This window comes from Meiothermus granaticius NBRC 107808, from assembly GCF_003574355.1.
GTDB lineage: Bacteria > Deinococcota > Deinococci > Deinococcales > Thermaceae > Meiothermus > Meiothermus granaticius.
In genome coordinates this window covers 21,000-32,779 of record NZ_QWLB01000020.1, presented here as the reverse complement: position 1 = coordinate 32,779, position 11,780 = coordinate 21,000, and the positions used below count along the sequence as shown (strand labels likewise).

Here is an 11,780-nt window from a genome sequence, read left to right as displayed (position 1 = left end):
CCCTATGAGTGAGCCGCTGCTCGAGGTACGGGGGCTCACCAAGCGCTTCGGCGGGGTGACCGCGCTCAACAACATCTCTTTTCAGCTCTTCCCCGGAGAGGTGCTGGCCCTTGCCGGGGACAACGGGGCTGGGAAGTCCACCCTCATCAAATGCATCAGCGGGGTACATACCCCTGAGGAAGGGCAGATCTTCTTCGAGGGCCGTGAGGTGCGCTTTAGCAATCCCCGCGAGGCCAGGGCCGTGGGGATCGAGACCATCTACCAAGATTTGGCCCTGGCCGACAACCTCGACGTGGGGGCCAACGTCTTTTTAGGCCGCGAACCCATGCACCGGGTTTTCGGCCTGCCGGTACTGGACCGACCCAAGATGCGGGCCGAAGCCCGCACCGTGCTCGACACCCTGGACATCCAAACCGCTTTGGATCGCCCGGTGAGCGCGCTCTCCGGGGGGCAGCGCCAGGCCGTGGCCATTGCCCGGGCCATCTACTGGAAAGCCCGGATTCTGATCATGGACGAGCCCACCGCGGCTTTGGGGGTCCCCGAACAGCGCAAGGTGGTTGAGCTCATCCAGCGGCTCAAGGCTCAGGGGGTAGCGATCATCTTCATCTCACACAACCTGGGGGATATCTTCGCGGTCTCCGACCGAATTCTGGTGCTCCTGCGGGGGCAAAAAGCCGGGGAGCGCCCAGCCCACGAAACCCACGGTGACGAGATCGTCAAGCTGATGGTAGGGGGATAAGCCATGTCCAAGCTGGCCATTCTCACCTCAGGTGGCGATTCGCCTGGCATGAACATGGCGGTCTGGGCCGCCACCCACGCAGCCCAGGCTCGAGGCTGGGAGGTGCTGGGCATTCGCCAGGGGTTTTCCGGTTTGCTGCGGGGAGAAAGCCTACCCCTCTCCTCCTCTAAAGCCTTGCCGTATGCCCGGCTGGGCGGCACCTTCCTGGGAACCGCCCGGGAACCCGAGTTCGCCCACAAGATCCCCGCTGCCCTTCATCGGCTCCAGCAAGCCGAGGTGAGCCATCTGCTGGTCCTGGGGGGGAACGGTTCGCTGGCGGGGGCCGCCCGGATCGCCGAGGCCGGGTTCAAGGTGGTGGGCATTCCCTGCACGATTGACAACGACGTGGACGGCTCCGACGAGTCTATCGGGTTTGATACCGCCCTCAACACCGCCCTCTGGCTGTTCGACGGCCTGCGGGATACCGCTGAAGCCCTACCCCGGTGGTTCAGCCTCGAGACCCTGGGCGGGGATACCGGTTTTCTAGCCCAAGCCGTGGCCCGCGCAGGGGGGGCGGATGTGCTGCTGGTGCCCGAGCGCCCCCTCCCTTTGGAGGTCCTCGAGCAGAACATGCGGGAGGCCCTGGGGCGCCAAGGCTTCGCCTTCTTGGTGGCCTCCGAGGGCTACCCGGAGCTGATGGGAACCCTCGAGCGGCTCGAGCAGGCGCTCGGCCTGCGGCTGCGCCATACCCGCATCGGCCATGCCCAGCGAGGGGGACGGCCCAGCGGGCATGACCGACTGCTGGCCAGGGCCCTGGCTGAACACGCGGTTGAGGCCCTGGCCCACCACCACAGCGGGATGATTGGGCTCCAGCAGGGGCAGTACCGGCGGGTTGCTTTCGAACAAATCGGCCCCCGCAAACCTTTTCCCAAGGATCTGTTATGAGTGAACTGACCCAGCGCCTGCACCGTGTCCTTCCTCCAAACCGCAAAGCCCTGATCATCCCCATTGACCATGGCTTGAGCCTGGGCAATATACCGGGGCTGGAAAACCCCCGGGCCACCCTGCGGGCCCTGCGCCAGGCAGGGGTAGACGGCACCCTGATGTCCCCTGGGTTGGCCAAGCATCTGGGGCCCGAGCGGGGAGAGATGACCCTCACCCTGACCCTGGACACCCAGCTCTGGGGCAACCGCCCAGGGCTGCTCGAGACCATCCGGGCCGAAATCCCCATCACCACCGTGCGGCGAGCCCAAGCCCTGGGGGCCGATGTGGTCAAGCTGCTCTTCCCCTGGGGCTTGAGCGAAGCGGTGATCGAGCAAAACATTCGGGTCATCGCCCAGGTGGCTGAAGAGGCCGATCAGCAAGGATTTCCATTGATGCTCGAGCCGCTCTGGATGGGAGAGGCCCTGCTGCCCGAAGACCAGGATCAGGTGATCGTGCATGGGGCACGGATTGCCCTGGAGCTAGGGGCCGATATCCTCAAAATCCCGGCGGTAGGGCCAAAGGCCCTGGAGCAAATCCTGGCCTGGGAGGTGCCTACGGTGTTCCTGGGGGGGGCCAAGCAGGACGACCCCGAGGCCCTGTACCGCCGCATCTCGGAAGGGCTTAGGAGCGGGGCTCGAGGCGTGGTGATCGGGCGCAACGTCTGGCAGCGCCCGGATATGACCGAGGCCATTGCAGCCATTCGGGCGCTGCTGTAAGCCGGGTGCAGGATGGGAAGGCTAGAGGCAGTTTCGGTCGGTATCTTTGTCGCCGACGTGGTGGCCAGGCCGGTGCGGGGCACGGCGGAAAAGGGACGGCTCGAGCTGGTGGACGAGATACTGTTGTGCTCAGGGGGCTCGGCGGCCAGCACCGGGTACGCGCTGGCCCGCTTTGGTATCCCCACCGCAGTGATTGGGCGGGTCGGCCACGACGGTTTCGGGGACTTCATGGTCAACGAGGCCCAGCGCCACGGAGCCGAGAGCCTGATCCTCCGCGATCCCCAAGCCCCCACCTCGGCCACCCAGGTGTTGGTAGACGAGGAGGGTGAGCGGACCTTCATTCACGCCATCGGGGCCAACGCTCGGCTGGTCCCGGCGGATGTGCCGCTGGAGGCGCTGCGGGCTAGGGGGGCCCGGCTCCTTCACCTGGCCGGGTTCTTCGCCCTACCGGGCATGGAGGGGAGCGACGGGAGCCCGGCTCGAGATCTTCTGGCTCGAGCCTCCGGGCTGGGCTTTATCACCTCGCTGGACAACGTCTGGAACCCTCGAGGCGACTGGCATAAAATCCACTCGCTCCTGCCCCACACCGATCTCTTCTGCCCCAGCATCCACGATGCGCGGCACATCAGCGGCGAACAAGAACCGCAAGCCATCGCCCAAAAGCTATTCGAGCTGGGGGTGCGCCAGGTGGTAGCGCTCAAAATGGGGGCGGAGGGCTCCTTTGTGATGAACCGAGCCGGGGAGCAGTACCGCTTGGGGATAGTGCAGGTGCCCAGCATTGACGGCACAGGCTCCGGAGATGCCTTTATCGCGGGGTTTCTGGCCGCCTGGCTGCGAGGGATGCCCCTGAGGGACTGCGCCCGCTACGGCAATGCCGGGGGAGCCATGGGGGTGCGGGCCATGGGGGCAATGGGCGGGATCACCGACTGGAACGAGCTTCAATACCTCGCTGGGCAGATCCCCTGATCTTGCTGGAGGCCCATTATGAAACGCTCTGAAATCAACCAGATTATCCGTGAGGGAGAGGCGTTTGTTCGGCAGCATGGCTTTGCCCTTCCCCCCTTTGCCCACTGGAGCCCTGAGGACTGGAAAGCCAAAGGCCCCGAGGCCAGGGAGATCGCTGAGCATGGCCTGGGCTGGGATGTCACCGATTTTGGCCTGGGGGAGTACCAGAACAAGGGCGTGCTGCTCTTCACCCTCCGCAACGGGGCCCTGGAGAACCTCCGCAGCCTGAAGGGCAAAACCTACTGTGAAAAGATCCTGGTCTGTGGGGTGGATCAGCTTGTGCTGCACCACTACCACAAGAGCAAGACCGAGGACATCATCAACCGGGGCGGCGGTGTGTTGGAGATCGTGCTGCACTGGGCTGATGAACAGGGCCAATTCTCAGACCGGGAGGTCAAGGTTTCCTGTGATGGGCTCGAGCGCAGCGTTCCAGCCGGGGGAGCCGTCCTCTTGCAACCGGGGGAGAGCATCACCCTCGAGCCCTTCCAGTACCACCAGTTCCGGGCTCTGGAGAAACCCGTCCTGGTGGGCGAGGTCTCCACGGTTAACGACGATGCCCACGACAACTTTTTTCTAGAGCCGGTGGGCCGCTTTCCCCAGGTCGAGGAGGATGAGCCGCCATACCGGCTGCTCATCACCGACTACGGCAGCTATTATCGCTACAGCCAAAGCCCCCAAACCGGGTATTGAGCTATGGCCTCAAACCGCCTCTGCGCGCTTGCGCTGGGCGGGGTCCAGCACCCGCTTCCTGAGCCGCAAGCTCTTGGGCGTCACCTCTAGGAGCTCGTCCGGGGCAAGGAACTCCAGGGCTTCCTCGAGGGTGAATTTGCGCGGCGGGATGAGCCGGATGTTTTCATCCGAACCGGCGGCCCGCACGTTGGTGAGCTTTTTGTTGATGTTGACATTGACGTTGAGATCGTTGTCGCGGGCGTTCTCCCCCACAATCATCCCCACGTAGACCTCGGTTCCCGGCTCGATAAAGAAGCTGATCCGCTCCTGCAAGCGGTACAGGCTGTAGGCGTAGGCCACCCCGGCTTCCATGGCCACCGCGCTGCCGGTGGTGCGGGTCTCCAACCCCCCCACATGAGGCCCATAGCCATCAAAGCTGTGGCTCATGACCCCTTCCCCAGCGGTGAGGGTCAGGAAATTGGTGCGGAAGCCGAACAGGGCTCGGGCCGGAACCTTGAACTCGGCACGGATGCGCCCCCCCTCTTGTTCCATATGGGCCATCTGGGCTTTGCGGGTTCCCAGGGCCTCCATCACCGGACCAAACTTGGCCTCCGGCACATCCAGCACCAGGTACTCGTAGGGCTCTTGGATCTGCCCCTCTATCTCTTTGTACAGCACGCTGGGCTGCCCCACCGAGAACTCATACCCCTCGCGGCGCATAGTCTCAAGCAGAACGCTCAGGTGGAGCTCACCCCGCCCGTGCAGCTCGAAGGTGTCCGGGGTGATCTCGATGACCCGCAGGGCCACGTTGGTCTCGAGCTCGTGCATCAACCGCTCGCGAATCTGGCGGCTGGTTACGAATTTCCCCTCCCGCCCGGCAAAGGGGGAGGTGTTGGGGGTCACGGTAATCGAGACCGTGGGCTCATCAACCGCCAGGCGCGGCAGGGCCTCGGGGGCCTCGCGGCTGGCGATGGTATCACCGATCTCCACTCCCTCCATCCCGGCGATGGCCACAATGTCCCCAGGGCTAACCTCCTCGACCTCGAGGCGCTCCAGCCCCTTGTGGGTGAACACCGCCAGCACCTTCTGGGTGCGGGTTTGATGCTCCCCCACGATGGCGACGGTCTCGTTTTTCCGGATCGTACCCCGGTGAACCTTGCCCAGCGCGATCTTGCCGAGAAAGTTGGAGTAGTCGAGGTTAGCCACCCGCAGTTGAAACGGCCCCTCCTCAACCCGCGGGGCGGGGATGCTCTCGAGGATGGTCTGGAAGAGGTCCTCGAGGTGCTCCTTCTTTCGGTCACCGAGCCAGGCCGCGCCCTCGCGCCCAATCGCATACAGGTAGGGAAAATCGAGCTGCTCCTCAGAAGCCCCCAGCTCGGCCATCAGGTCGAAGGTTTCATTCAAAACCTCGTCGGGCCGGGCATCTTTCTTGTCCACCTTGTTGATCACCACAATCGGCTTGAGCCCGGCCTCGATGGCCTTTTTGAGCACGAAGCGGGTCTGCGGCATGGGACCTTCGGCGGCGTCTACCAGCAAGAGCACCCCGTCTACCATGGAGAGCGCCCGCTCGACCTCGCCCCCGAAATCGGCGTGACCGGGAGTGTCCACGATGTTGATCTTGACCCCACCCCACTCCACAGCGGTGTTCTTGGCCAAGATGGTGATGCCGCGCTCGCGCTCGAGGTCGTTGGAGTCCATGATCCGCTCCGCCCCCTCGTCGTGGCGGCTGAGGGCCTTGGCCTGCTTGAGCATCGCGTCTACCAGCGTGGTTTTACCGTGGTCTACGTGCGCGATGATGGCGATGTTTCTGAGTTCCATTTTATCTCCAGGGGGTCTCGCCGACGGGCAAAACCCCGTGGGCACAACTTTCATAGTGTAGCAGGCCGGTCAGGGGTTTGTGTACTCCAACCCCCTACACCACCCGGCGCCGCAGTTGTGAGAGCCCTAGGCTCAGCATCAGCAAAACCCCAGCCCCGAGAGCAAACAGCCCGCTTACCTCATCCCGGTGGGTTTTCCACACCATCTTCTGGCTCAGGCTGCGGTAGGTCTGCTGGAGCTTGGAGAGGGAATCCACCGAGACATACTCCCCTCCGGTAATCTGGGCGATGCTCCGCAGGGTCTCCGGGTCAAAGGCCGCCGCCACCTGATACCCCTCCGGCAGCCCCGGCACCGGCCCATCGGTAACCCGCCCGATGCCGATGGTATCAATGCGGATCTGCTGTTGGTTGGCCTGCTCCGCTGCCAGCAGGGGGTCTATCCCCCCCAAGCTGCGCCCATCCGTCAGCAGGATGATGGTGGCCAGGCTTTTGGGGTCGGGCACATCGCTGCGCTCTTTGAGCGAGGGCAGGGCGGAGACGCTCTCCACAATGGCCTCACCGATCGCGGTGCCCAGATCGAGTTGGAGCAGATCTATGGCTTCTTGAAGCTGGGTGCGGTCGGTGGTCAGGGGCACCACCAAGGTGGCATTGCGGGAAAAGGTCACCAGGCCCACTCGAGCCCCCCTGGGAAGCTCCCTAACAAAGGTGCGCAGGGCGCTCCGGGCCGCCTCGAAGCGGCTGGGCCAGACATCGGTGGCCTGCATCGAGCGGCTGATGTCCACCGCCAAAATAATCCCTGCCCGTGGATCGGCCTCGAGCAGCCTCCAGGAGGGGCGGGCCAGGGCCAGCAGGGCCAGCAGCAGGGCTCCCAGGAAGAGCAGGGCCGGGATGTGCCGCTGTACCCCTCGAGCCCCCACCGCCCGCCGGAGCCGGGCCAGATCCGGGTACAGGACTACCGCCTCTGCCGGACGGCGCAGGCTGCGCCGGTACACCCATACCCAGAGCGGCAACAGCAACAGCAAGACCAGAACCCAGGGCCACTGAAAGCTCACCGTCTCCCCTCCCTCAAGGCACTTTCCGCTGCCAGTGTAGGTTGAGCCCGGCGCCTATCAGCATCAGCAGCACCGCCAGACCCGAGAGCAGCGCCGAGATCTCGAGGCGGGTGGGCTCCCAGCGGATCACCGTTCCAAGCTCCTTGAATACCGCTCGTAAAGCCTCATCGCTGGGCGGATACACGCTCTTTCCGCCGGTGTTCTGGGCCAGGTCCTGCAAGGGCTTGGGCTCGAAGGGAATGTAGTAGCTCTGTCCTCCCAGGTTGGTTACGGCACCGCCCTCCCGGCCCAGGGGGAAGGTATAGATCTTGACCTTATTGTCCTTGGCAAACCGGGCGGCAATATCCAGCACCCCTTGGGTGGACAGGCTGGGGTTAGTGCTCACGTTGGAAGCCCCGTCGGAGAGGATCATGATGCTGCCCGGCGGAAACGCCTCGGGGTTGAGGGCTTGGGGCAGGTCGGGCTGAGCCTGCAGGGGATCGTTATCGGCCAGATTGGGCGGGAGCAGGGCTTTAGGGGGCTTGAGGTCCTTGCGCCCCGGCAGAGCCCGCACCCCGGTCACCACCGCTGAGGCAATCGAGGTGTTTTGCGAGGGCTTGAGCCGCTCAATGGCCTCCAGCACCTTCTGCCGATCGGTGGTGGGGAAGACCAGCACCGAGGCGTTGTCGGAAAAGCTCACCAGCCCAATCTGGGTGCTGGGCGGGGCCACCTTGAGGAACTCTCGAGCCACCGCCTTGGCGGCCTCGAGTCGGCTAGGGTTGAGATCCGCCGCCTGCATAGACTTAGAGGTGTCCACCGCAATGATCACCGCGGCCTTATTGGCCGGCAAGATGGGGGCCGCCACCGGGCGGCTAGCCGCCAACAAAAGCAAGGTCATGGCGGTAAGCTGTAACCCCAGCGGCCAGCGCACATGCGCCTTGGGCGGGGTTCGCACCACCGAAGAGAGCAGGTGTCCATCCGCGAACACCTGTGCGGTACGCTCGCGGCGGCGGGAAAGGGCCCACCACACCCCAATGAACCCCGGAACCAGGAGCAGCACCCACAAAAAGGTGGGCCAGGTAAAGGTCATGGCGGCCCTCCAAGCCCTTTGGCCGGTCTCATCGGTGCCCCCTTCGGCGCAGGGTGAACTTGAAGATGGGCTCTACTATGTCCTGTGCAGTGGAAAGCGGCAGCAAATCCACCCGCGCAGCCCGTAAGTCGCGGGCCAGAGCCACCCCCCGCTGCTCAACCAGTCGGGCGTAGGCCGCCCGGACGTGTGGGTCGCTGGTGTCCACCCAAAGTTCCTCGCCGCTCTCGGGGTCGCGCAACCGCAGCTCTCCAGCTTTGGGCAGCTCCCGCTCGGCCGGGTCGCTGACCCATACCGCCACCACATCGTGCTTATAGGCCAGACGGCGCAGCCCCAAGGCCCAAGCCGGGGGTTCACTCCCCTCTGGACTCAAAAAATCCGAGACCACAAACACCAGGGCGCGGCGCTTGAGGCGCTTGGAAACCTGCTCCAGTGCGCGAAAAAGATCATCCTGGCTGGGGGGCTGAGGACGGCGGGGCTCGAGCCCCACCCCCTGCAGCGCGTGCAAGATACGCAGGGTCTGCTTGCGACCTGAGCCAGGCGGAATGATGCGAAGCCCCTGCTCGGAGAAACCCACCGCACCGACCTTATCCCCATGGCGCGCGATGATGGCGCTGGCTGTGGCAGCAAACTCGAGCGCCACCTCACGCTTCAAGGCCCGGCGGGTGCCAAAGTTCATCGAGGCGGTGAAGTCCAGCACCAGCCAGGCGGTGACCTCGCGCTCCTCGCGGTACTGCCGCACATGGATCCGGCCCCCGCTACGCGCGGTCACATTCCAGTCAATCCGGCGCACCTCATCGCCTGGCTGATATTCCCGCACCTCGGCCAAATCCAGGCTGGGGCCATAGAAAAAGCCAGTGTAATCGCCGAAAAGAAGACCATCCAGGCGCTTGAGCACCTTGAACTCGAGCTTCCTCAACAATTCCGCCGGCAAATCCGGAGAGGGCGGGCCCGGAGGCGGCAGGGATACCGTGATCCGAGAGACTTTGGGGCGACGGAAGAGCATGGCCTTGTCCTCATCAAGCGGTGGGGTTCTCCGCAGCCGGACGGGTATCCCGATACGGATCCCCCAGATGCACCTTGGGCAGCGGCACCCCGGCCACGATCTTGGCCACAAGGTCCTCCAGCTTGATCTCGTCGGCCAGGGCCTCGTAGGAAAGGAGGATGCGGTGGCGCAGCACCTCCGGGGCCAGGTCGCGCACATCCTCCGGCAGGGCATACTCGCGCCCGCGCACGATGGCCAAAGCCTTAGCCCCCAGGATCAGGTTGACGCTGGCCCGGGGAGAGCCGCCAAAACTGATGTACTTCTTGAGCTCTGGCAGCTTGGCTTCGCCGGGGTCACGGGTGGCCCGGGTCAGCCGCACCGCGTACTCGGTGACCGCAGGATGGACATGAACCTGATCGGCCATATGCTGAAGGGCCAGGAGGTCTTCGTGGCTGAGGGCCTCCCGAACCGGCTCAAACTGGCCGGAAACCCGCTCCACCACAGTCATCTCTTCATAAAAAGCCGGGTAGTCCAGGAGCACCTTGAACATGAAGCGGTCTACCTGGGCCTCGGGCAAAAAGTAGGTGCCCTCGCTCTCGATGGGGTTCTGTGTGGCCAGCACCAGAAAGGGGTCGGGCAGCTTATAGGTCTGGTGGCCAATGGTCACTTGGCGCTCCTGCATGGCCTCCAGCAGGGCCGATTGGATCTTGGCCGGGGCTCGGTTGATCTCATCCGCCAGGATCAGGTTGGCAAAGATAGGCCCCAGCTCCACCTCGAAGCTGGCCTCTTTGGGGTTGTAGATGCGGGTACCGATCAAATCCGCAGGAACCAAATCCGGGGTGAACTGGACCCGCTTAAAGCTGGCCCCGATGGCTTCAGACAGGGTCTTGATGGCCAGGGTTTTGGCCAGACCGGGAACCCCTTCGATCAGGATATGGCCCCGGGCCAGCAGGGCCACCACCATCCGCTCGAGCATCAAGTCTTGCCCTACGATCACCTTCTTGACCTCCAAGAGCAGGGCCCGCAACCGGGCACTGGCCTCCATCACCGCCTGGGGCTCGAGGGGGGGGGTGCTTTGGGGTTCGCTCATGATTGACCTCCAACAGGGTTAGCTGCGGCTATCAGCTTTGGGTCGGTCTGGGGTGAACGGGCTGGTGGGGTTTCCAGGCATAGGCATACCGGGCAGTGGCTGTAGCGGGATCAGCTCCGGTGAGCCATCCCCAGGCAGACCCGGCCCCGGCCCGGGCCCCGAGCCTGGCTGCTGACCGGGGCGAGGCAGCATGTAGAGCTGGCCATCTTGGTAAATAAACACCGGGCATTGGTCGTTTCCCTGCCCTTCCCCTGGTTGATTCCCTGGCCGCTGCTGCCCTGGCCCCGGCTGGAGGGGAATCATCTCGCGGGGATCCGGGGCCGACCGCGGGTTCGGTGGCTGGGGCAGGCCAAAATCCGGGGTAGAGCGGGGGATCCCATCAAACTGAGCTTTTAGCCTCGGGGGTGCTGAAAAAGCCGGCAGACCAGGGGCCACGGCTCGAGCCGGCGGAGCCGCACTCATGCGCCCAGCGTAAAACCCCACCCCAAGCAGCATCAGGCCAGCCAGCCCATACAACCCAAGTTGAGGGAGTACCATACTCTACTTTAAGCCTCTAAGCTGGGGACTGGCTGAGAAGAGGCCTCCAGATTCCCATACAACGCCCGCCAAACCCCCTCGCTGGAAATGGCTCCTCAGCGTAGACTGAGCCCGTGAGCGCCTACATCTACAGCTTTCGCGGCAAGCTGATCGAAAACCGCTACCGTGTTTCCCTGGCCATCGTCAACCCAGCGGGGAACCTCCTGGCCTATGCGGGCAACCCCGAGCTGGCGGCCCATATGCGCAGCTCAGCCAAACCCTTCCAGGCCCAGGCCCTGTACCAAACCGGAGCGGCCACCCGCTTTAGCCTGACCCCCGAGGAGCTGGCTCTGGCTTGCGCCTCACACGAAGGTACCCCGGCCCATCTGGCGGTGGTTCAGGGGTTCTTGAACAAGCTCGGCCTCGGGCCGGAATACCTGGCCTGCGGGGCCCACTGGCCCTATAACCGCGAAGCCAGGGCTGCCCTCGAGCGCGCAGGGGAGCGCCCCACCGTACTGCACAACAACTGCTCGGGGAAGCACACCGGGATGCTGGCCGCGGCGCTGGCAATGGGGGTAGAGCCTCACGGTTACGAGCAGCCGGATCACCCTGTGCAGCAGCTAAATCTCCAAACCCTGCGCGACCTTTCGGGACTTCATACCATCCCTTACGGGGTGGATGGCTGCAGTGTCCCCACCTTCGTGTTACCGCTGGCTCCTGCAGCGCGAATGTTGGCCCTCCTGGCCCATCCCGAGGCCGCACCGCAAAAGTATCAGGTGGGCCTCGAGGCCGCGTTTGCAGCTATGCGGGCTCATCCCGACCTGGTCGCCGGACCTGGGGCCATTGACACCGTGCTGATGCAAACCGTGCCCATGTTGGTAGCCAAGCGCGGTGCGGACGGCTACTATGCCATGGCCCTGCGCGAAAGCCGCTGGGGACCCCTGGGGATTGCCCTCAAGATCGAAGACGGCTCCACGGTGGCCCGGGATTCCGCTGTGGTGCGGCTACTGGAGCTGCTAGGGATGCTCTCCCCGGATCAGCCCCTGGAGTGGCGCACCCCACCGGTACGCAACGTGCGGGGCCTCGAGGTCGGGCACTACGAGGCTGCGTTTGAGCTGAGCTGGGTCTAGAAGCCTGCACAAGCGGAACGCCCCACGGTAGG

The 11,780-nt window shown here is 64.4% G+C and carries 11 protein-coding genes; 6 read left to right on the top strand and 5 right to left on the bottom strand.

Annotation, left to right across the window (positions count from 1 at the left end; all coding sequences use genetic code 11):
• Positions 1 to 4: 4 nt before the first annotated feature.
• The 5 genes from Mgrana_RS08535 to Mgrana_RS08515 are packed head-to-tail and all read left to right on the top strand — an operon-like array spanning position 5 to position 4,113.
• The gene (locus Mgrana_RS08535) at positions 5 to 739 is read left to right on the top strand and encodes an ATP-binding cassette domain-containing protein (protein WP_119357190.1); all 735 of its coding nucleotides are present in this window, start codon (positions 5 to 7) and stop codon (positions 737 to 739) included.
• Positions 740 to 742: 3 nt separating this feature from the next.
• A complete protein-coding gene (locus tag Mgrana_RS08530) occupies positions 743 to 1,663 on the top strand; it encodes a 6-phosphofructokinase (RefSeq protein WP_119357189.1) in 921 nt (306 codons plus the stop codon).
• Entirely contained in the window at positions 1,660 to 2,418 is a 759-nt protein-coding gene (locus Mgrana_RS08525; RefSeq protein ID WP_119357188.1) for a class I fructose-bisphosphate aldolase, read from the top strand. Before Mgrana_RS08530 ends, Mgrana_RS08525 begins: the two co-directional genes overlap by 4 nt.
• Positions 2,419 to 2,430: 12 nt before the next feature.
• On the top strand, positions 2,431 to 3,384 hold the full coding sequence (locus tag Mgrana_RS08520; RefSeq protein WP_119357187.1) for a carbohydrate kinase family protein: 954 nt from the start codon (positions 2,431 to 2,433) through the stop codon (positions 3,382 to 3,384).
• 18 nt (positions 3,385 to 3,402) lie between these two features.
• A complete protein-coding gene (locus tag Mgrana_RS08515; protein WP_119357186.1) occupies positions 3,403 to 4,113 on the top strand; it encodes a D-lyxose/D-mannose family sugar isomerase in 711 nt (236 codons plus the stop codon).
• Between the two features lie 9 nt (positions 4,114 to 4,122).
• On the opposite strand, the gene typA is transcribed toward Mgrana_RS08515, so the two are convergent.
• The 5 genes from typA to Mgrana_RS08490 all read right to left on the bottom strand — a co-directional run bounded on the left by typA (position 4,123) and on the right by Mgrana_RS08490 (position 10,102).
• Positions 4,123 to 5,910 carry a translational GTPase TypA gene (typA, locus tag Mgrana_RS08510; RefSeq protein WP_119357185.1) on the bottom strand — a complete coding sequence of 596 codons (1,788 nt, stop codon included), beginning with the start codon at positions 5,908 to 5,910 and terminating at the stop codon, positions 4,123 to 4,125.
• A gap of 94 nt (positions 5,911 to 6,004) precedes the next feature.
• A complete protein-coding gene (locus tag Mgrana_RS08505; RefSeq protein WP_119357184.1) occupies positions 6,005 to 6,961 on the bottom strand; it encodes a vWA domain-containing protein in 957 nt (318 codons plus the stop codon).
• A gap of 13 nt (positions 6,962 to 6,974) precedes the next feature.
• Positions 6,975 to 8,030 (bottom strand): VWA domain-containing protein, encoded by a 1,056-nt coding sequence (locus tag Mgrana_RS08500; protein WP_119357183.1) that lies wholly within the window; start codon positions 8,028 to 8,030, stop codon positions 6,975 to 6,977.
• Between the two features lie 28 nt (positions 8,031 to 8,058).
• On the bottom strand, positions 8,059 to 9,033 hold the full coding sequence (locus Mgrana_RS08495; RefSeq protein WP_119357182.1) for a DUF58 domain-containing protein: 975 nt from the start codon (positions 9,031 to 9,033) through the stop codon (positions 8,059 to 8,061).
• Positions 9,034 to 9,046: 13 nt separating this feature from the next.
• Positions 9,047 to 10,102, bottom strand: a complete 1,056-nt coding sequence (locus Mgrana_RS08490; RefSeq protein ID WP_119357181.1) for an AAA family ATPase — start codon at positions 10,100 to 10,102, stop codon at positions 9,047 to 9,049.
• Positions 10,103 to 10,752: 650 nt separating this feature from the next.
• On the opposite strand from Mgrana_RS08490, the gene Mgrana_RS08480 reads away from it, so the two are divergent.
• Complete coding sequence (locus Mgrana_RS08480) at positions 10,753 to 11,748, top strand: asparaginase (protein WP_119357179.1); 996 nt, start codon at positions 10,753 to 10,755, stop codon at positions 11,746 to 11,748.
• Positions 11,749 to 11,780 lie beyond the last annotated feature (32 nt).